Below are 19747 nucleotides of genomic sequence, written 5' to 3'. Positions count from 1 at the left end.
GGCGGGGCGGGGAAATGCCGGATCGGCCCCTCAGGCGGGGACGGTCGCGGCCAGCGGGGCGCCGACGGCGGGGTGGCCCGCGCGGGCGTCCACCGCCTGGCGGTACAGCCGGCCGGCCCGGTACGACGAGCGGACCAGGGGGCCGCTCATCACCCCGGCGAAGCCGACGGCCTCGGCCTCGGCGGCGAAGTCGACGAACTCCTGCGGCTTCACCCACCGCTCCACGGGGTGGTGCCGCGGCGAGGGCCGCAGGTACTGCGTGATGGTGATCAGTTCGCAGCCCGCGCCGTGCAGGTCGCGCAGCGCCTGCGACACCTCGGCCGGCTCCTCGCCCATGCCGAGGATCAGGTTGGACTTGGTGACCAGGCCGGCCTCGCGGGCGCGGGTGATCACGGCGAGGGAGCGCTCGTACCGGAAGCCCGGGCGGATCCGCTTGAAGATCCGCGGCACGGTCTCGACGTTGTGGGCGAGCACCTCGGGCCGCGCGGAGAAGACCTCGGCGAGCTGGGTGGGCTCGGCGTTGAAGTCGGGGATCAGCAGTTCCACGCCGCAGCCGGGCTGGTTGAGGTGGATCTGCCGGACCGTCTCGGCGTACAGCCAGGCGCCGCCGTCGGGCAGGTCGTCGCGGGCCACGCCCGTGACGGTGGCGTACCGCAGGCCCATACTCACCACGGACTCGGCCACCCGGCGGGGCTCGTCGGCGTCGAAGTCGGCCGGCTTGCCGGTGTCGATGTTGCAGAAGTCGCAGCGCCGCGTGCACTGGTCGCCGCCGATGAGGAACGTCGCCTCCCGGTCCTCCCAGCACTCGAAGATGTTGGGGCAGCCGGCCTCCTGGCAGACCGTGTGCAGGCCCTCGCGGGCGACCAGTCCGCGCAGCGACGTGTACTCCGGGCCCATCTTCGCCTTGACCTTAATCCACGGCGGCTTGCGCTCGATCGGGGTCGCGGCGTTGCGGGCCTCGATGCGGAGCATCCGGCGGCCTTCGGGAGCTACGGTCACCTCGCCAGGCTACGCCCTGGTCGCGGCCTGTAACACGGGTGGGCGACCGAGGTCACGCTCCCTGCGTGACCTCGGTCACGCTGCCGCGCTACGGTCCGTCCATGACCACCGCCGCACCGTCGTCCGTCGATGTCCTGCGGGCCGCGCACCGCCCCGGCGACCCGCTCCTGCTGCCCAACGTCTGGGACGCCGCCGCGGCCCGCGCGGTCGTCGCCGCGGGCTTCCCGGCCGTGGCCACCGGCAGCGACGCCGTCGCGGCCGCCCTCGGGTACGCCGACGGCGAGGCGGCGCCGGCAGCCCAGATGCTGGCCGCCGCCGCCCGGATCGCCCGGGCGGTGGACGTGCCGCTGACCGTCGACGCCGAGCGCGGCTACGGGCTGCCGCCGGCGACGCTGGTGGCCCGGCTGCGCGCGACCGGCGCCGTCGGCCTCAACCTGGAGGACTCCGACCCGCGGACCGGCGCCATGGTGCCGCCGGAGCGGCAGGTGGCCCTCCTGGCGGCGGTGCGCGCCGCCGCCGGGGACGCGCTGGTGCTCAACGCCCGGGTGGACGTGGCGCTGCGGACCGGCGGCGCGCCGGCCGCGCAGGTGGCCGAGATCGTCGCGCGGTCGCGGGCGTACCTGGCGGCCGGTGCCGACTGCGTGTACCCGATCTGGCTGGCCGACCCCGCCGACATCGGCCGGGTGGTGGCGGCCGTCGGCGGCCCGGTGAACATCCTGTGCCGGCCGGGTACCCCCGACCCGGCGGCGCTCGCGGCGCTGGGGGTGGCCCGGGTGAGCTTCGGGCCGTACCTGCACCGGCTCGCCCTGGCGGCGTTCGCGGGCGCGCTGGAGACGGTCCGAGGGGGGGCGTTCCCCCTTTTTCACGCCGTAAAGTCAGATGTTTTCCGTACGTCCGGCTTTTAGCGATGAATTCGCGCTACGTATACGCTTAATTACGTTACGTAGAGATTTGCCGGAGGGAGTGCCGTGTCGGGTGCGACCGAGGTCACCGCGTTCCAGGTGCTGGCCGCGGCCCCGGACGCGATCCTGCTGGTCGACGCCGCCGGCACCATCCAGATGGTCAACTCCCAGACCGAGCACCTGTTCGGGTACCACCGCGACGAGATGCTCGGCGCGAGCGTCGAGATGCTCGTGCCGGGCGCGGCCCGCGAGGCGCACCCGGTGCACCGCCGCGAGTACCTCCGCGAGCCCCGGCGCCGGGCGATGGGGCACGGCGTCCCGCTGGCCGCCCGCCGCCGCGACGGCACCGAGTTCCCGGCCGAGATCAGCCTGTCCGCCATCGAGACGCCCACCGGCACGCTCGTGGCCGCCGCCGTCCGCGACGTCACCGACCGGCTGCTCGCCGTCGAGGCGCAGGCGCTGCTCGCGGCCATCGTCGAGTCGTCCCACGACGCGATCGTCAGCCGCACCCTCGACGGCGTGATCACGAGCTGGAACTCCGCCGCCGAGCGGATCTACGGCTACCCCGCCCACGAGATCGTCGGCAAGCACATCTTCGCGATCGTCCCCGAGGACCAGCAGGACGACGAGCGGGAGCTGCTCGGCCGGATCGCCCGCGGCGAGCACGTCGACCGGATGCGGATGCGCCGCCGCGACGCCGCCGGCAACCTGATCACCGTCTCGGTCAGCATCTCGCCGATCTACCGGGGCGGGCGGATCGTCGGCGCGGCCTCGGTCTCCCGGGACCTGACCCGGCAGGAGCAGGCGGAGGCCAAGTTCCAGGGGCTGCTGGAGGCCGCCCCGGACGCCATCGTCGGGGTCAGCGTCGACGGCGTGATCCTGCTGGTCAACGCGCAGGCGCAGGCGCTGTTCGGGTACGGCCGCGACGAGCTGGTCGGCCAGCCGGTCGAGGTCCTGGTGCCCGAGGCGCTGCGCGCCAGCCACCCGCGGCTGCGCCGGCAGTACTTCGCCGACCCCCGCCCCCGCCCGATGGGGCACAACACGCTGCTGCGCGCCCGGCGCAGGGACGGCACCGAGTTCCCGGCCGAGATCAGCCTCAGCGCCCTGGACTGGGAGGACGGCCTGCTGGTGTCCGCCTCGATCCGCGACGTCACCGAGCGGATCGAGGCCACCGCCGAGCGGGAGCGGCTCAAGCAGCAGGCCGAGCGCGAGCGGCTGGAGGCCCAGCTCCAGCAGTCCCAGCGGCTGGAGAGCCTCGGCCAGCTCGCCGGGGGCGTCGCCCACGACTTCAACAACCTGCTGGGCGTCATCCTCAACTACAGCGACTTCGTGACCGAGGAGCTGAGCCGGGCCATCGCCGACGGCGGCCAGGACCGCTGGGCCGCCGTGCACCGCGACGTCGCCCAGATCCAGCAGGCGGCGCACCGGGCGGCGGACCTCACCCACCAGCTCCTGACGTTCGGGCGGCGGGAGGTGGTCCGGCCGCAGGTGATGAGCGTGAACGCGTGCGTCAGCGGGGTGGAGGAGCTGCTGCGCCGGACCCTCGGCGAGCACGTCCAGCTCACGGTGTCGCTGGCGCCCGACCTGCAGTCGGTGCGGGCGGACCCGGGGCAGCTCGCCCAGGTGCTGATCAACCTGGCGGTCAACGCCCGGCACGCGATGCCCGGCGGCGGGCGGCTGGTGATCGAGACGCAGTGCGTACAGTCCGACGAGGCCTACCGCGCCCAGCGCCCCGCGGTCGAGCCCGGCGGCTACGCCCAGGTCCGGGTCGCCGACACCGGCCACGGGATGCCGCTGGAGGTGGCCGCGCACGCGTTCGACCCGTTCTTCACCACCAAGCCCAAGGGGGAGGGGACGGGGCTCGGCCTGGCCACGGTGTACGGGATCGTCTCGCAGGCCGGTGGCCACGTGTGGCTCCAGTCCGAGCCGGACCGCGGGACGACGGTGACCGTGCTGCTGCCGGTGACCGACGAGGAGATCAGCGCCGAGTGGCCGCCGCGGGCGCCGGCCCAGGCCGGCGACGGCGAGCTGGTGCTCGTGGTCGAGGACGAGACCGCCCTGGGCGAGGTGACCCGGCGGATCCTCGGCCGCAACGGGTACCAGGTGATGATCGCCGACAACGGCCCGGACGCCCTGGCGCTGCTGCGCGACTCGCCGCGCCGGGTCGACCTGCTCATCACCGACGTGATCATGCCGGGAATGCTGGGCAAGGAGGTCGCCGAGCAGGCGCGGGTCCACCAGCCGGGGATCCCGGTGCTCTACATGTCCGGGTACGCCGAGCCGGTCCTCAACGAGCAGGGCACCCTCGAACCGGGGGTGCGGCTGATCTCCAAGCCGTTCGCCGAGCCGGACCTGCTGGCCGCCGTGGCCGCGGCGCTGGACGAGGCCCGCGCGGCCGGCTAGCCCGCGGCCGGCGGGGCCGCCGCGGGCTAGCCGAGCAGCGTCGGCAGGTGCCGCTCCACGACGGGCAGCGCCTCGGCGACGGTGACCTGGCGGCCGAGTTCGCGGGAGAGCGACGTGACCCCCGCGTCGGAGATGCCGCACGGCACGATCTTGTCGAACGCCGCCAGGTCGGCGTCGCAGTTGAGCGCGAAGCCGTGCAGGCCGACGCCCCGGGCCACGCGGATGCCGATCGCGGCCACCTTGCGGTCCGGGCCGCGTGCGTCCTCGCGCACCCACACGCCGCTGCGCCCGTCGACCCGCTCGGTGGCCAGGCCGAACTCGGCGCACACGTCGATGAGGACCTGCTCGACCCGCCGGACGTGGGCGACGACGTCGGCCGGCCGGTCGCGGCGGACCTCGGGGAGGGTGATGATCGGGTACCCGACGATCTGGCCCGGGCCGTGCCAGGTGATCCGGCCGCCGCGGTCGACGTCCACGACCGGGGTGCCGTCCACGGGCCGGTCCCAGGAGTTGGTGCGCTTGCCCGCGGTGTACACGCTGGGGTGCTCCAGCAGCAGGACCGTGTCGGGCGCCTCGCCGTCGGCGACCCGCGCGTGCAGCGCGCGCTGCGCCGCGAGCGCCTCGGTGTAGTCGACCAGGCCGAGGCGGGTGACGACCAGCCCGGGGACGGGGGAGTCGGGGGTGGCCGGGCCGGTAGGGGCAGGGCCGGTAGGGGCAGGGCCGGTGGTGGTGCTGGTCATCACACCAGCGTAGTCCCGGCGGGGCGGGTCACCCAGTCCGGGAGAGCGGGCTCACGCCGGCTCCGGGTCCTGGTGGGCGATCCGGCTCAACTCACGCCACAGCAGGGCCAGGAACAGCACCGAGCCGCCGAAGGCGAACCAGAACGGGGCGGTGACGCCGTACCGGCTGGCCAGCGCGCCCCCGATCGCCGAGCCCGCCACCAGGCCCCCGAAGACGGCGATGACGTTGACGCTGCCCACCCGCCCCTGCAACTCCTGCGGCACCGCGCGCTGCCGGACGGTGGTCGAGGTGGTGTGCCAGACGAAGGCGTGCACCCCGAAGACGAAGAAGACCGACATGGCCAGCCACGCCGACCGGGTCAGCGCGAGCGCCAGGTGGGTCAGTGTCTCGATGACCAGCCCGACGCGCATGATGTCGCCGAGGCTGGCGAGCCGGGTGAGCGTGCCGTACAGGGCCGTGCCCAGCAGCCCGCCCAGCGCCGCCGCGGTGGTGAGCAGCCCGAACCCGACCGCGCCCAGGCCCAGCCGCGTCCTGGCGTACAGCACCAGGACCGACCACGCGGCCCCGTAGGTGACGTTGAAGATCAGGATCGTCAGGACCAGCGTGCGCACCGCCGGGTGCCGCACTGTCCAGCGGACGCCCTGGGCGATGTCCCGGCGCACGCTGCCCGACGTGCCCGGCGGGCGGCCGTGGGCGGGCAGCCGCAGGCGCGAGAGCATCAGCGCCCCCGCGGCCAGCAGGACCACCTCGGCGGCGAACGGCAGGGCCGCGCCGGCCGCGAAGATCGCGGCGCCGATCGGCGGCCCGACGAGCTGGTTGAGCGTGATGAGGCCGGTCTGGATGCGCGCGTTGGCGACCGCGAGGTCGTCGCGGCGGACCAGCATCGGCGCGAGCGTGGCCGAGGCGTTGTCGGCGAAGACCTCGGCGGTGGCGACCAGGCCGAGGGCCGCCAGCGCGCCGGCCACCGGGAGCACCCCGGCCAGCAGGGTGCCGACCAGCGCCAGCAGGACCGCCGCGCGCACGGCGTTGGCGGCCAGCACGATCCGGCGCCGGTCCAGCCGGTCGGACAGCACGCCGGCCCACAGGCCGAACAGCAGCGGCGGCGCCCAGGTCAGCAGCGCGGCCAGCGAGATCAGGAACGGGTCGTCGGTCAGCGACGCCACCAGCAGGGGGCCGGCGGCCAGCGTGATGCCGTCGCCGAGGTTCGACGTCCAGGAGGAGCCCAGCAGCCAGCGGAACCCAGGTCCCAGGCGCGGGGGGAACAGGCGGTCGAGGAGTCGGCGCACAGCGGCCGACGCTACGGGCCGGCGCGCCGGCCGGGCCGGGCGGGTCTGCATCGATGGTGATCACCCGGTCGGGTGGGTCACCCGCGGGTCAGTTGCAGATGGAAACGAAAACGAGTACCAATAACCGGCGTGACCCGCTACCCGGACCAGAAGGAAACCCCGTGAAGATCGCTTTCGTCGGCAAGGGCGGCAGCGGCAAGACGACGCTGGCGGCCCTGTTCGCCCGGACGGTCGCCGACGCGCCGCTGCTGGCGGTCGACGCCGACATCAACCAGCACCTGGCCGTCGCGCTCGGCGCCACGCAGGCGCAGGCCGCGGCGCTGCCCGCGCTGGGCGCGCACCTGACCGAGATCAAGGAGTACCTGCGCGGCGACAACCCGCGGATCAGCTCCGCGGCCGCCATGGTCAAGACCACGCCGCCCGGCCCCGGGTCGCGGCTGCTCGCCGTCGAGGAGACCGGCAACCCCCTCTACGACCGGCTCGTCACCGCTGTCGGCGGCGTCCGGCTGGCCGTGACCGGCCCGTTCGCGGACGCCGACCTCGGCGTCGCCTGCTACCACTCCAAGGTCGGCGCCGTCGAGCTGCTCCTCAACCACCTGGTCGACGGGCCGGACGAGTACGTCGTGGTCGACATGACCGCCGGTGCCGACTCGTTCGCCTCCGGCCTGTTCACCCGCTTCGACATGACGTTCCTCGTCTGCGAGCCCACCGTGCGCAGCGTCGGCGTCTACCGGCAGTACGTCGGCCACGCCCGCGAGTTCGGCATCCCGGTCCGGGTCGTCGGCAACAAGGTCGAGGACGACGCCGACGTGGCCTTCCTGCGCGCGCACGTCGGCGCCGACCTGCTCACCTGGTGCGGCCGGTCGGGGTACGTGCGGGCCGCGGAGAAGGGCGCCGCCGCCCCGCTGGACCGGCTCGAACCGGCCAACGCGGCGGCGCTGGCCACCCTGCGCGCGGCCGTCGACGCCGCGCCGCGCGACTGGGACCGGCTGACCCGGCACGCCCACGAGTTCCACCGGCGCAACGCCCTGGCCTGGGCTAACGAGCGGGCCGGCGCCGACCTGCGGGACCAGATCGACCCCGACTTCGTCCTCGGGCCGGCGCTGTCGGTCCGCTGAAACCGTCCATCACACCAAGAGGAGACCGCACATGTCGCTTGAGGTATCCGACGACCTGCTGGAGCGGGCCACCCGCGGCGAGGTCGACGACGCCGCGTTCGTGGCCTGCGTCCGCCAGTCCCTGCCCTACGCGTGGGCGGTGGTCGCCGACGTTGCCGGCCGGGCCGGCGGCGGCTTCGCCGACCACGAGGTACCGCCGCCGGACGAGGCCGCCCGCGGCCAGCTCCTGCGCGCCCTGGCCAGCGACGCGATCCGCGGCGGGCTGGAGCGGCACTTCGGCGTGAAGCTGGCGTTCCAGAACTGCCACCGGGTCGCCGCGTTCGCCCCGGCCGAGGTCGACGGCGTGCGGTACCGGGCCTTCGTCTCGCCCCGCGGCCAGTTGCTGAACCAGTCGCCGGAGCTGCGCGACTGCTGACGGGGCCGGTTCGTCCGCCGCGGCGCCCTTCCTCGTCGGGGCGTCGCGGCGGCTCCGCTCAGCGCCCGGCCGGCGGGTAGGTGCGCGGCTCGTGCAGCGCCGCGGCGAGCGCACTGTCCAGGTCGGCGTGCCGGAAGGTGAACCGCGCCGCGCTCAGCACGCCGGGGACGGCCCGGATGCTGCGTACCGTCTCCACCGCGAACTCCCCGAGCACCACCCGCAGCGCCACCGCCGGGATCGGCCAGAAGGCCGGCCGGTGCAGGGCCGCGGCGAAGGCCCGAGTGAACGTGCGGTTGCGCACCGGAGCCGGTCCGACGACGTTCACCGGCCCGGCGACGGTCTCGTCGGCGAGCAGGAGCTGGACCGCGCGCAGCCAGTCGTGCAGGGACAGCCAGGGCAGCCACTGCCGGCCGCTGCCGAAGGTCCCGCCCAGGCCCAGCCGGAACGGCAGGAGCTGCGGCCGCAGGAAGCCGCCGTCGCGGTGCAGCGGCAGCCCGGTGCGCAGCAGACAGGTGCGGACCCCGGCGTCGGCGGCCGGCGCCGTCGCCGCCTCCCAGTCCCGGCACACGCCGGCCAGGAAGTCGGTACCCAGCGGCGCGGACTCGTCCACGGGGGAGTCCGCGGTGTCGCCGTAGCAGCCGATGCCGGACGCGCTGAGCAGGACCGCCGGGCGGGCGTCGGCGGGCAGCGCCGCCAGGACGGCGGCCAGGGTGCGCGCGGGCGCGACCCGGCTGGCGCGGATCGTCCGCTTGTACTCCGCGCTCCAGCGCCGGTCGCCGACCCCCGCGCCGGCCAGGTTGACCACGGCGTCGGCGTCGGCGAGGACGGCCGGGTCCAGGTCGCCGCGGTGCGGATCCCACGCCCGCTCCTCGGGCCCGTCCGGCGTGCGGCGCACGAGGCGGGTCAGGGTGTGGCCGGCGAGCCGGAGCTGTGCCGCCAGCGTGCTGCCCAGAAAGCCGGACGCCCCGGCCAGGACGACGTGCATCGGCACCTCTCTCCGCGGCCGGCGGGCGGCCGCCCTCTCGGCGGAAAACGGGGGGCGCGCCGGCCCGCAGCCGGCACGCCCCCCGGGCGTCGCGCAATCAGGCCAGGCCGAGTTCCGCCTCGAACTGGCCGCCTTCCAGCCGCTCCCGGACGGTGGTCAGGAAGCGCGCCGCGTCGGCGCCGTCGACGATCCGGTGGTCGTAGGACAGGGCCAGGTACACCATCGAGCGGGGCACGACGACCTCGCCCAGCGTGGGGTCGTCCACGACGACGGCCCGCTTGACCACGGCGCCGGTGCCGAGGATGGCGACCTGGGGCTGGTTGATGATCGGCGTGTCGAACAGGGCGCCGCGGCTGCCGGTGTTGGTCACCGTGAAGGTGCCGCCCGACAGCTCGTCCGGGCTGATCTTGTTCGTCCGGGTGCGCTCGGCGACGTCGGCGATCCGCTTGGCCAGGCCCGCGAGGTTGAGGTCCCCGGCGTGGTGGATCACCGGTACCAGCAGGCCGCGCTCGGTCTCCACGGCCATGCCCAGGTGCTCGGCCGCGTGGTACGTGACCGTGCCGGCCTCCAGGTCGAGCGAGGAGTTGACGTTCGGGTGTACCCGCAGCGCCTCGACGGCGGCCAGCGCGAAGAACGGCAGGAAGGACAGCTTGACGCCGTTCCGGGCCAGGAAGTCGTCCTTGGCCCGCTGCCGCAGCTTGGCGATCTTCGTGACGTCGACCTCGACGACCGTGGTGAGCTGCGCCGAGATCTGGAGCGACTCGACCATCCGGCGGGCGATCAGCGCCCGGGTCCGGGACAGCTTCTCGGTCCGGCCGCGCAGCGGGCTCGGCGCCCCCTTGGCCGCAGCGGGTGCCGCGGCGGTGCTCGGGGCGGCGGCGGAGGCCGCCTTCGCCCGGGCCGCCGCGTCCAGCACGTCCTGGCGGCGGATCCGGCCGCCGACGCCGGTACCGGCGAGCGCCGAGACGTCGACCCCCTGCTCGGCGGCCAGCTTGCGGACCAGCGGCGTCAGGTACCCGCCGCCGCCGTTGGCGCCGGCCGTGGCCGGCCCGCCGTTGCCGCTCGCGGGAGCCGGGGCCGCCGCGCCGACGGCGGCGCTGCCGCCGCCCACCTGCGGCGCCGGAGCGGACTCGACCCCGGCCGGGGTGCCCGTGCCGGGCGCGGCGCCCGCGCCGGGCGGAGGCGGCGGAGGAGGTACCGCGGCCGACGGCGCGGCCGGCGCGGCACCGCCGCCGGAAGCTGCGCCGCCGGAGCCCGCGCTGCCGGAGCCCGCGCTGCCGGAGCCTGCGCTGCCGGAGCCCGCGCTACCCGGGGTCGCGGTCGGCGGGGCCGCGGAACCCGCGCCAGCGGCACCGGAGTCCGCGCGGCCGGAGCCCGCGCCGCCGGCCGGTGCCGGCGTGGAGGCCGCACCGGTCGCGGCGCCCGCGCCGATGACGGCCAGGACCGCGCCGACCTCGGCGGTGTCGTCCTCCGCGACCCTGATCTCCAGCAGGGTGCCGGCGACCGGGGACGGGATCTCGGTGTCGACCTTGTCGGTGGAGACCTCCAGCAGCGGCTCGTCGGTCTCGATCCGCTCCCCGACCTGCTTCAGCCAGCGGGTGACGGTGCCCTCGGTGACGCTCTCGCCGAGGGCCGGCATCGTCACCGGCGTGCCGGTACCGCCGGCGCCGGTCGCCCCGCCGTCCGGCGCGGCCGCCTGCGGCGGCGGGCTCTGCTGCGGTGCCGCCTGCGCGGGCGGGGCCTGCGGCGCGGGCGGGGCCTGCGCGGGCGCCTGCGCCTGCGCCGCGGGCTCCGGTGCCGGCTGCGCGGCGGGCTGCGCCGCGGCGGCCGCGCCGTCGCTGATGACCGCCAGCTCCGAGCCGACGTCGGCGGTCTCGTCCTCCGCCACGACGATGCGCGACAGCACGCCCGCGGCCGGGGACGGGATCTCGGTGTCCACCTTGTCGGTGGAGACCTCTAGCAGCGGCTCGTCGACCTCGACCCGCTCGCCCTCGGCCTTCAGCCAGCGGGTGACGGTGCCCTCGGTGACGCTCTCGCCGAGTCGCGGCATGGTGACCGATACCGGCATCTCTAGTCGACTCCTTCGGTGGCGGTTCTTCTGTGGTGAAGCCTAGGCGTGCGCGTGCAGCGGCTTGCCGGCCAGGGCGAGGAACGCCTCGCCCATCGCCTCGTTCTGGGTCGGGTGGGCGTGGATCAGCGGGGTCACGTCCTCCGGGAACGCCTCCCAGTTGTAGACGAGCTGCGCCTCGCCGATCAGCTCGCCGACGCGGGCGCCCACCATGTGGACGCCGACGACCGGGCCGTCGGCGACCCGGACGAGCTTGATGAAGCCCGCCGTCTTCAGGATCTGGCTCTTGCCGTTGCCGCCGAGGTTGTAGTTGTACGACCGGACCTGGTCGGCGCCGTACTGCTCCTTGGCCTTCTCCTCGGTGAGTCCGATGGAGGCGACCTCGGGGTCGCAGTAGGTGACCCGCGGGATGCCGTTCTCGTCGATGACGGCCGGGTGCATCCCGGCGATCTCCTCGGCGACGAAGATGCCCTGCTGGAAGCCGCGGTGGGCGAGCTGGAGGCCGGGGACGATGTCGCCGACGGCGAAGATGCCCGGGACGCTGGTGCGCAGCCGCTCGTCGGTGAGGACGAAGCCGCGGTCCATCTTCACGCCCTGCTCCTCGTACCCGAGGTTGGCGGTGCTGGGGCCGCGGCCGACGGCCACGAGCAGCAGCTCGGCCTCGACCACGTCGCCGCCGGCGATGGTGACCCGGACGCCCTTGCCGGTCTTCTCGACCTTCTCGAACGGCTTGCCGACCTTGAAGTTGATCTTCCGCTTGCGGAAGGCCCGCTCGATCGCCTTCGCGCAGTCCACGTCCTCGGCCGGGACCAGGCGGGGCGCGGCCTCGACGATGGTGACCTCGACGCCGAACGAGCGCCACACGCTGGCGAACTCGACCCCGATGACCCCGCCGCCGAGCACCACCACGGACTCGGGCACCCGGTCCAGGGTCAGCGCGTGCTCGCTGGCGATGATCTTTTCGCCGTCGACCTCCAGGCCGGGCAGGCTGCGCGAGTACGAGCCGGAGGCCAGCACGACGTGGCGGCCGGTGACCCGGCGGCCGTCGACCTCGACGGTGTCCGGGGCGACGAGCCGCCCGGCGCCCTGCACGATCGTGATGTTCTTGTTGCCCTGGAGCATCCCGGTCAGGCCCTTGTACAGCCGCCCGACGACCCCGTCCTTGTAGGCGTTGACGCCCTTCATGTCGATCCCGGCCAGCTCGGCCAGGACGCCGAACTGCTCCGACTCCCGCGTCTGGTCGGCGACCTCGGCGGCGTGCAGCAGCGCCTTGGTGGGGATGCAGCCGCGGTGCAGGCAGGTGCCGCCCAGCTCGCCCTTCTCCACCAGCGCGACCTTGAGGTCGAGCTGGGCCGCGCGCAGCGCACAGGCGTACCCGCCGCTACCCGCGCCGAGGATCACGAGGTCGAAGGTGTTGGGGTCGCTCACGGTCGTCTCCTGGGGTACGGCGCTGCCGACCGGATCGGGCGGCACCGCTGCGCGGTGGTCTCGGTGGTGTCGGCCGCGGTGGTGGCCCGCCGCCGCGCGTACGCTGCGGGGAACACCCCCGCCAGGCCATCTTGTCACTTGTGGAACGGCTTCGGGCAGGCAGGTGCCGAAGGACACGTCGGTCACGCCGGGACTGACTCTCCGTGGCGGTTGCGGCATCGGCGTACCCTGGGCCGCACTGCGGGAGCGAGGGCGGGAGGCGCCTGGAATGAACTGGTTTCGTCGTCGGAAGGCCAGTTCAGGGCACCGCGAGGGCCAGAGTGACGCCTTCGCCCATCTCGGGTGGTTCGTCCAGAACAGGTACGGCGTCGAGGCGTACCTGGAACCGCGGACCGTGATGACCGAGACCACCGTCATCCTCATCGCCCACGACGGCGAGTGGACCCGCCGCCGGGTCCGGGACCCGGAGGCGGCGGCCCGCTTCGCTCGAAAGATGAGCATCCCGCTGTACGACGTCCAGCTCACCGGGTATCCGCAGCGGATGCGCGACTACAACGCCCGCCGCCGGCTGCGGCCCGACGCCCCGCACCCCGAGGTCTGAGCCGGCGGCGCGCGCCGCCGGCCCGGACCCGCGGGAGCGTCAGCCGGCCAGGTCGTCGAGCAGCGCCAGCAGCGTGCGCACCGGGATACCCGTGCCGCCCTTGGCCAGGTAGCCGGTCGGCTCGCCGGTGTGGAAGCTCGGCCCGGCGATGTCCAGGTGCGCCCACGGGACCCCGTCGGCCACGAACTCCGACAGGAACGCCCCGCCCTGCAGCATGTGCGCGGACCGGTCGCCCGAGGCGTTGATCTGGCAGATGTCGGCGATGTCGGAGTCCATGCCCCGGCGGACCTCCTCCGGCAGCGGCATCGGCCACATCGGCTCGCCGACGGCCTCCCCGGCGACGCGGACCCGCTCGCACAGCTCCTCGGTCCCCATCACGCCGGAGATCCGCTTGCCGAGCGCGGTCACCTGGCCGCCGGTCAGGGTCGCCGTCTCCACCAGGTAGTCGCAGCCGTCCTCGCAGGCGCGCACGATCGCGTCCGCGAGGATCATCCGGCCCTCGGCGTCGGTGTTGTGCACCTCGACCCGCTTGCCGCCGTACATCGTCACCACGTCGCCCGGCCGGTACGCGGTCGCCGAGGGCATGTTCTCCGCCATCGGCACGTACGCCGTCACCGCGACGGCCGGCTTCAGCGCCGCGACCGCGATCATCACCGAGGCGACGGCCGCCGCCCCGGCCATGTCGGACTTCATCTCCCACATGCCGGCCGACGGCTTGATCGAGACCCCGCCGCTGTCGAAGGTGATGCCCTTGCCGACCAGCGCGACGCGGGCGACCTTCTTCTTCTTGGTCGGGGTGTAGGTGAGCTTCACGAGGCGCGGCGCGGCCGCCGAGCCCATGCCGACGGCCAGGATGCCGCCGTAGCCGCCCTTTTTGAGCGCCTTCTCGTCGAGCACCTCGACAGTCAGGCCGGCGTCGGTGGCCGCCTGGGCCACGGCGTCGGCGAAGGCCGGCGGGCGCAGCTCGTTGGGGGCCATGTTGACGAAGTCCCGGGCCCGGGCCACGGCGGCGCAGACGACGGCCGCGCGGGCCAACTCCGCCTTGGCGGCCTTGTCCTTGGCGTCGGGGACGTGGATCTGCACGGCCGGCACCGCCGCCCGGCGCCGGGCGCGGTCGCCGGTCTTGTACCCGGCGAACTGGTACGCCCCCAGCAGCGCGCCCTCGGCCACGCCGCGCACCGCCTCCGGGGCGTCGGCGTCGTCGGGCAGCGGCAGCGCGAGCGCCGCCTTCGCCGTCCCGGCCAGCGACCGGACCGCGCTGGCGGCGGCGCGCCGCAGCACCTCGGGGCGCGGCGCGGCGCCCGTGGGCTCCGGGCCGAGCCCGACCGCCACCAGGACCGGCGCGGTGAGCGTGCCGAGAGTGGCCAGTTTGGTGATCTCGTTGGCGGCGCCCGTGGCGCCGAGCAGGCGCAGTGTGTCGGTCAGGGCGCCGTCGAACGCCGCGACCACGCTCTCGGCGCCGGTGGCCAGCAGCAGGCCGTCGGCCTGGCTGTGCACGCCGACGACGAGGGCGTCGACGGGCAGTTCGGCGGGGTCGTTGTCCACCAGGGACAGGGTGGTCTGGGGACGCTTCTTGACAGGCGGGGTCACGCGGCTACTCCGGCGGTGGGGGCCGGGTCGCGCACCGCGACCAGGCGACGAGTGGGACGCGCCACGGTGCGCCGGATCTGTCGGCACCCCGTGGTGGTACAGCACGACTGTCCGCCCACGTTACCGGTGGGCGGAGGTCATGTCCCGCCGATGCTAGCCTCCTGGCCCGCCGGTCGATACAGCCTGTCGACGGGCCGGTAAGTTCCCAGCCATGACTGAGTCCTCCGGCGCCGACCGCCGCTCGCCCCTGCACGCCCGGCACGAGGCCGCCGGCGCGAAGTTCGCGCCGTTCGGCGGCTGGCAGATGCCTCTGGAGTACGCCGGGGGCGGAGTCGTGGCCGAGCACACCGCCGTGCGCGCGGGCGTGGGGGTGTTCGACGTGTCGCACCTGGGCAAGGCGCGGGTCGCCGGCCCGGGCGCGGCGGACTTCGTCAACCGCTGCCTCAGCAACGACCTGGCCCGGATCAAGCCCGGCCGGGCGCAGTACACGCTGTGCTGCGACGCCTCGGGCGGGGTGGTGGACGACATCATCGCCTACCTGCACGGCGACGACGACGTCTTCCTGATCCCCAACGCCGCCAACACCGCGGAGGTGGTCCGGCGGCTGGCCGAGGCGGCGCCGGCCGGCGTGCGCGTCGCCGACGCGCACGAGGCGTACGCGGTCCTGGCGGTCCAGGGTCCGCGGTCGGCCGACCTGCTGGCGGCGCTGGGGCTGCCGACCGCGCACGAGTACATGTCGTTCGAGACCGCGGCGCTGGGCGGGGTGGCGCTGACGGTCTGCCGGACGGGGTACACCGGCGAGCACGGGTACGAGCTGGTGGTGCCGGCGGCGGGCGCCGTGGCGGTGTGGGACGCGGTCTTCGCCGCGGGCGCGCCGTGGGGCGTGCGGGCGTGCGGGCTGGGCGCCCGGGACACGCTGCGCACCGAGATGGGCTACCCGCTGCACGGCCAGGACCTCTCGCCGCAGATCAGCCCCGTCCAGGCCCGCGCCGGCTGGGCGGTGGGCTGGTCCAAGCCGGAGTTCTGGGGGCGCGAGGCGCTGGTCGCGGAGCGGGCGGCCGGGCCGCGCCGGACCCTGTGGGGCCTGCGGGCCACCGACCGCGGCATCCCGCGGGCGCACATGGCGGTGCACGCGGGCGAGGCCGTCGTCGGGGAGATCACCAGCGGCACCTTCTCGCCGACCCTGAAGCAGGGCATCGCGCTGGCGCTGCTGGACACCGCCGCGGGGCTCGCCGAGGGCGCCACGGTGACCGTGGACATCCGCGGCCGCCGCTGCGCGATGACGGTGACTAAGCCGCCGTTCGTGACGCCCTCGGTCCGCTGACCTGACGCGCGCGGCGGCGGCCCCGCGGGGCCGCCGCCGCTGTCGGCGTGGATGCGGGTCAGCCGCCGACGGCGCCCTTGGTCGCGTCCTTGATCCAGCTCAGGTGCGCCGGGACGCTGGTGTAGATGGAGGGCTTGCGGGCGCAGGTCTGCTCGCCGCGGCTGGTCACGCCGACCAGCTCCCAGCGGCCGTTGTTCTGCGCGATCTGCGGGCCGCCCGAGTCGCCGAAGCAGGCGCCCTGGTTGCCGCCGGGGTTGTCCGTGCAGATTTCGCTCGCCGGGTCGAACCGGCCGGCGATGCCCTTGCAGCGGCCGGCCTCGACCGCCGAGGTGTCCAGTTCCTTGAGCACGTTGGACGGCGAGCCGCCCGACGGGGTCGTCGCGCCCCAGCCCAGCAGCTTGGTCTTCGTGCCGACCGGGATGTCGGCGGCGATCGGGATGGGCGCGGTCTTGGCCGGCGAGGCCAGCTCGCCGACGGCGATGTCGTGGATCTCCTGGTACTGGGGGTGGCGGGTGTAGCGGCTGACCCGCACGACCTCGCCGCCGGAGTTCTTGTTGTTGCTGTCCAGCCGCACCTGCCCGCCGCCGCCGCTGGTGCAGTGCGCGGCGGTGACGATCCACCTCTCGTGGATCAGCGCGGCTCCGCAGCCGCCGAGGCTGCCGGTGAACGGCCACTTCTCGGCGGTGACCTTGCCGCCGACGATCCGGTTGCTGGGCTCCGGTGCCTCGTCGGCGTGCGCGACGCCGACGCCGACGGCGATCGCGCCGGTGGTCAGTGCGACGAGCGCGAGGCGCAGATAGCTTTTCACGGGTGGCTCCTTGACTGGTGAGGGCCATGGGAGTGCGGCAGCGCCGGCCGGTGGGGGTGGTCGGCCGCACGGCGGGACGGGGTGGTCCGCTTGCCCTCCCACGCTAGAACGCATGGACGAATATAGATAGGTCAATGGGTCGGGGAAATGCCCGCGCGGACACGAACCCACGGCTTTCGGTAGCTGGCGAGCTGCGCAGGGTGGTCAGCGGGGCAGCAGACCCACGAGCGTGACCGTCACCGCGACCTCCACCGCGGCGCCCAGGACGTCGCCGGTCACCCCGCCGAAGCGCCGCACCGCGTGCCGGACCAGCAGCACCGCGGCCGCGAGCGCGACCGCCACCGCGACCGGACCCTGCCACCACCGGCCCGGTACCGCCGGCACCGCCAGGGCCGCCGTCGCCAGGAACCCGAGCGCCAACGCCGCCGGGCCGACGGTCCCCGCCACCAGCGCGCCCAGGCCGTCCGACCGCGCCGCGGGCAGGCCGCGCCGGCAGGCGAAGCCGGCCGCCAGCCGGCCCGCCGCCCCGGCCGCCGCCGCGGCGGCGAGGGCGCCCAGCGGCGACCGGCCCGCCAGCGCCGCCAGCGCCGCGGCCTGCACCAGCAGCGTCAGGACGAGCGCGGCGACCCCGAACGGCCCGATGTCCGCCTGCCGCATGACCGCCAGGCCCGCCGCGCCCCGCCGGTAGGAGCCGAGGGCGTCGACGGTGTCCGCCAGCCCGTCCAGGTGCAGGCCCCTGGTCAGCAGGACGGCCGCCCCGGCCGCGAGCCCGCCGGCCACCAGCGGGGCGCCGGTGAGCGCCGCCGCGGCGACCAGCACCGCGCCGCTGCCGAGCCCGACCAGCGCGCCGACCGCGGGGGCCAGCCGCATCGCCCCGGCCGCCGCGGCGCGGTCCACCGGCCCCGGGCGCACCGGCAGCACGGTCAGCGTGGTCAGCGCGAGCCGCAGCCCCGCCCCCCGCCGCGCAGCCCCGTTGCCGCCGCGGGCACCGGCGTCGGGCGACGTCACCGCACCGCCGCGGCGCGGTCCGCCGCGCCGGGCGACGGGACCGCCCCGGCGGCGGGGTCCATCAGGCGTCCGCCTCCGCCAGCAGCGTGCCGGCCAGCGCGAGCGCGGCGTTGAGCACGCCGAGCGCCGTCAGGCCGGCGCAGCCCTCGCCCAGGTCCAGGTCCAGGTCGGTCAGGGCGCTGGTACCGAGCAGGCCCGCCAGGCCCGGCAGCAGCGGGCCGCGGCCCTCGTCCGGCAGCAGGTACCAGTGCCGGACGTCGGGCGCGAACTCCGCGGCCGCCAGCGCCCCCGCCGCCCCGACCGGCCCGTCCAGCAGGACCGGGACCCGGTGCGCCGCCGCCCCCAGCACCAGCCCCGCCGCCGCCGCGATGTCGCCGCCGCCCACCCCGGCCAGCACGGCCAGCGGGTCGACCTCCCGCCGCACCGCGAACACCGCGCGCCGGACGGCGGCGCAGCGCCGCATCCAGGACAGGTCGTCGATCAGCCCCTCGGTGTCCACCACCCGCGGCAGCAGCGCCGCCGGCTCGGCCCGGCCGAGCGCGGCCGCCAGGGCCGTCGCCGCGCTCGCGGTACCGGCGCCGGTCGCCGCGACCAGCAGGAGGTCGGCGCCCTCGGCGGCGGCCCGCCGGGCGAGCTGGTACCCCTGGGCCATGGCCGCGGCGGCGGCCTCCGCGGTCGCCGCCGGCCCGTCCTCCACCGGCCGGACCTCGCCCAGCGACAGCACCTCGACCCGGGCGCCGGCCTGCGCGGCCAGCGCCGCCAGCGGCCCCCGGCCGGCCAGCAGCGCGTCCCGGCGTTCGTGCCCCGGCGCCTCCCCGGTGGCCAGCGCGCCGCCGCGGTCGGCGTGCAGGGCCACCACGACCGGCACCGCGTACGGCCGCGGCGGGTGCACCCCGCGCGTGCCGGCGGTGAACGCGATGCCCTCCACCAGCCGGCCCAGGCCGGGCGCCAGCGTCGCCAGCGCGGCGCGCGCCTGCGCGGCGAGGACCTCGTCCGGCAGCGGGATGTCCCAGTCGTCCGGCAGCGCCTCGGCCGGGGCGGGGGCGACCTCGGTGACGGACGCGGCGCCCGCCTGGCGCGCGCCCGGCGCCCGTTCGTGCTTGAGCCAGGTCGGCTGGCCCGCCACCACGAGGGCGACGCGGTCGCAGGCGCCGGCCACGGCCTGGTTGAGCGTGCCTAGGGCGTCGGTGAACGCCCGGCCCAGCGGCGTCGGCGCCACCAGCGTGAGCCCCACCTCGGGGCTGACCAGGACGACCCGGGCGGGGCTCGCCGCGACGGCCCGGGCGAGCGCCTGCGCGGCGGCGGCCAGGCCCTCGGCCCCCGGGATCAGGCCTTCGGCCCCGGCGGTCGGGTCGTCGGCTCCGGTGGTCGGGTCGGCGGCCCCGGCGGCCAGCGCGGCGGTGACCCAGCCGCCCAGGTCGTCGACGAGGACGACCTCGTCGGGCGCGGCCCCGGCCAGCGTCGCGGCCAGCTCGGTCGGGTCGGCGCCCAGCTCCTCGGTCCGCCAGCCGGCCGGCCGGCGCTCGCGGTGGGCGGCCACCCGGGCCTGCCACTCGGCGTCCGCGGGGTCCGGCGCGGCGGCCGTGGCCACGTACCGGACCCGCGCGGCGGCCGCCGCGAGGCGTTCGGCGTACGCGGACTTCCCGGACCGGATGCCGCCGAGGACCAGGACGCTGCGCCAGTTGCCGTCGGACATGCCCGTACCTTAGTCCAGACCGCCGGCCGCCCCGCCGCGCGCGGGGAGCGCGCGTCGCAGCGTGGTGCCCGCCCCCGGCCCGCCGTAGGCTGGCCCCGGCGGTCCTGACCGGACCGGCCGAACCGCACCGGCCGCCCCGCGGCCGCACCCGAAGGAGCGCACGATGTCGTGGACATGGCGGTACGAGGACGCGTCCGGCGCGGCGGTCGACGGTCCGCAGGAGACCTTCCCGAGCCAGGCCGACGCCGAGTCGTGGATCGGCCAGGCGTGGCGCGAGCTGGCCGAGGACGGGGTGGCCGCCGTGACGCTGCGCGAGGACGACCGCGTCGAGTACACGATGAGCCTCCAGACGACCGGCTGAGCGCCGCCGCGCCG

Annotated in this window: 17 protein-coding genes; 7 read left to right on the top strand and 10 right to left on the bottom strand. The window is 75.7% G+C overall.

The annotated features are described in order from the left end of the window. Positions 1 to 30 precede the first annotated feature (30 nt). On the bottom strand, positions 31 to 972 hold the full coding sequence (lipA, locus tag IEY75_RS09635; protein ID WP_189113953.1) for a lipoyl synthase: 942 nt from the start codon (positions 970 to 972) through the stop codon (positions 31 to 33). A gap of 128 nt (positions 973 to 1100) precedes the next feature. On the opposite strand from lipA, the gene IEY75_RS09630 reads away from it, so the two are divergent. Then, complete coding sequence (locus IEY75_RS09630; RefSeq protein WP_189113883.1) at positions 1101 to 1904, top strand: isocitrate lyase/PEP mutase family protein; 804 nt, start codon at positions 1101 to 1103, stop codon at positions 1902 to 1904. A 63-nt stretch (positions 1905 to 1967) separates the two neighbouring features. Beyond that, positions 1968 to 4304: a PAS domain S-box protein gene (locus IEY75_RS09625; protein ID WP_229789484.1), complete on the top strand. Its 2337-nt coding sequence runs from the start codon at positions 1968 to 1970 to the stop codon at positions 4302 to 4304. Positions 4305 to 4330: 26 nt separating this feature from the next. Here the strand turns inward: IEY75_RS09625 and lipB are convergent, their stop codons facing one another. Both lipB and IEY75_RS09615 read right to left on the bottom strand, forming a co-directional pair. Then, the gene (gene lipB / locus IEY75_RS09620) at positions 4331 to 5044 is read right to left on the bottom strand and encodes a lipoyl(octanoyl) transferase LipB (RefSeq protein ID WP_189113882.1); all 714 of its coding nucleotides are present in this window, start codon (positions 5042 to 5044) and stop codon (positions 4331 to 4333) included. A 51-nt stretch (positions 5045 to 5095) separates the two neighbouring features. Beyond that, on the bottom strand, positions 5096 to 6331 hold the full coding sequence (locus tag IEY75_RS09615; protein WP_189113881.1) for an MFS transporter: 1236 nt from the start codon (positions 6329 to 6331) through the stop codon (positions 5096 to 5098). Positions 6332 to 6492: 161 nt separating this feature from the next. On the opposite strand from IEY75_RS09615, the gene IEY75_RS09610 reads away from it, so the two are divergent. Both IEY75_RS09610 and IEY75_RS09605 read left to right on the top strand, forming a co-directional pair. Next, positions 6493 to 7449 (top strand): ATP-binding protein, encoded by a 957-nt coding sequence (locus tag IEY75_RS09610; RefSeq protein ID WP_189113880.1) that lies wholly within the window; start codon positions 6493 to 6495, stop codon positions 7447 to 7449. Between the two features lie 31 nt (positions 7450 to 7480). Then, positions 7481 to 7864 carry an SCO5389 family protein gene (locus tag IEY75_RS09605; protein WP_189113879.1) on the top strand — a complete coding sequence of 128 codons (384 nt, stop codon included), beginning with the start codon at positions 7481 to 7483 and terminating at the stop codon, positions 7862 to 7864. Positions 7865 to 7922: 58 nt separating this feature from the next. On the opposite strand, the gene IEY75_RS09600 is transcribed toward IEY75_RS09605, so the two are convergent. From IEY75_RS09600 to lpdA, 3 genes are all read right to left on the bottom strand, one after another. Further along, the gene (locus tag IEY75_RS09600; RefSeq protein ID WP_189113952.1) at positions 7923 to 8849 is read right to left on the bottom strand and encodes a TIGR01777 family oxidoreductase; all 927 of its coding nucleotides are present in this window, start codon (positions 8847 to 8849) and stop codon (positions 7923 to 7925) included. Positions 8850 to 8946: 97 nt separating this feature from the next. Continuing rightward, positions 8947 to 10917 (bottom strand): 2-oxoglutarate dehydrogenase, E2 component, dihydrolipoamide succinyltransferase, encoded by a 1971-nt coding sequence (gene sucB / locus IEY75_RS09595; protein ID WP_189113878.1) that lies wholly within the window; start codon positions 10915 to 10917, stop codon positions 8947 to 8949. Positions 10918 to 10959: 42 nt separating this feature from the next. After that, positions 10960 to 12345 (bottom strand): dihydrolipoyl dehydrogenase, encoded by a 1386-nt coding sequence (lpdA, locus tag IEY75_RS09590; RefSeq protein ID WP_189113877.1) that lies wholly within the window; start codon positions 12343 to 12345, stop codon positions 10960 to 10962. Positions 12346 to 12613: 268 nt separating this feature from the next. Between lpdA and IEY75_RS09585 the strand changes: the two genes are divergently transcribed. Further along, entirely contained in the window at positions 12614 to 12946 is a 333-nt protein-coding gene (locus tag IEY75_RS09585; protein WP_189113876.1) for a hypothetical protein, read from the top strand. A gap of 39 nt (positions 12947 to 12985) precedes the next feature. Here IEY75_RS09585 and IEY75_RS09580 read toward each other — a convergent pair whose 3' ends face one another. After that, a complete protein-coding gene (locus tag IEY75_RS09580) occupies positions 12986 to 14536 on the bottom strand; it encodes a leucyl aminopeptidase (protein ID WP_189113875.1) in 1551 nt (516 codons plus the stop codon). Between the two features lie 211 nt (positions 14537 to 14747). Here IEY75_RS09580 and gcvT point away from each other — a divergent pair, with 211 nt between their 5' ends. Next, positions 14748 to 15860 (top strand): glycine cleavage system aminomethyltransferase GcvT, encoded by a 1113-nt coding sequence (gene gcvT, locus IEY75_RS09575; protein WP_189113874.1) that lies wholly within the window; start codon positions 14748 to 14750, stop codon positions 15858 to 15860. Between the two features lie 58 nt (positions 15861 to 15918). Here gcvT and IEY75_RS09570 read toward each other — a convergent pair whose 3' ends face one another. The 3 genes from IEY75_RS09570 to IEY75_RS09560 form a co-directional block, all read right to left on the bottom strand. Continuing rightward, entirely contained in the window at positions 15919 to 16668 is a 750-nt protein-coding gene (locus tag IEY75_RS09570) for a S1 family peptidase (RefSeq protein ID WP_189113873.1), read from the bottom strand. A gap of 204 nt (positions 16669 to 16872) precedes the next feature. Continuing rightward, positions 16873 to 17676: an adenosylcobinamide-GDP ribazoletransferase gene (locus tag IEY75_RS09565; RefSeq protein WP_189113872.1), complete on the bottom strand. Its 804-nt coding sequence runs from the start codon at positions 17674 to 17676 to the stop codon at positions 16873 to 16875. 61 nt (positions 17677 to 17737) lie between these two features. Continuing rightward, positions 17738 to 19372 carry a bifunctional adenosylcobinamide kinase/adenosylcobinamide-phosphate guanylyltransferase gene (locus tag IEY75_RS09560; protein WP_189113871.1) on the bottom strand — a complete coding sequence of 545 codons (1635 nt, stop codon included), beginning with the start codon at positions 19370 to 19372 and terminating at the stop codon, positions 17738 to 17740. A gap of 163 nt (positions 19373 to 19535) precedes the next feature. Between IEY75_RS09560 and IEY75_RS09555 the strand changes: the two genes are divergently transcribed. Continuing rightward, complete coding sequence (locus IEY75_RS09555) at positions 19536 to 19733, top strand: hypothetical protein (RefSeq protein WP_189113870.1); 198 nt, start codon at positions 19536 to 19538, stop codon at positions 19731 to 19733. The last annotated feature ends 14 nt before the right edge of the window (positions 19734 to 19747 follow it).

Source organism: Pilimelia terevasa (genome assembly GCF_014647915.1).
Classification (GTDB): domain Bacteria; phylum Actinomycetota; class Actinomycetes; order Mycobacteriales; family Micromonosporaceae; genus Pilimelia; species Pilimelia terevasa.
This window is presented reverse-complemented; position numbering and strand designations above follow the sequence as displayed.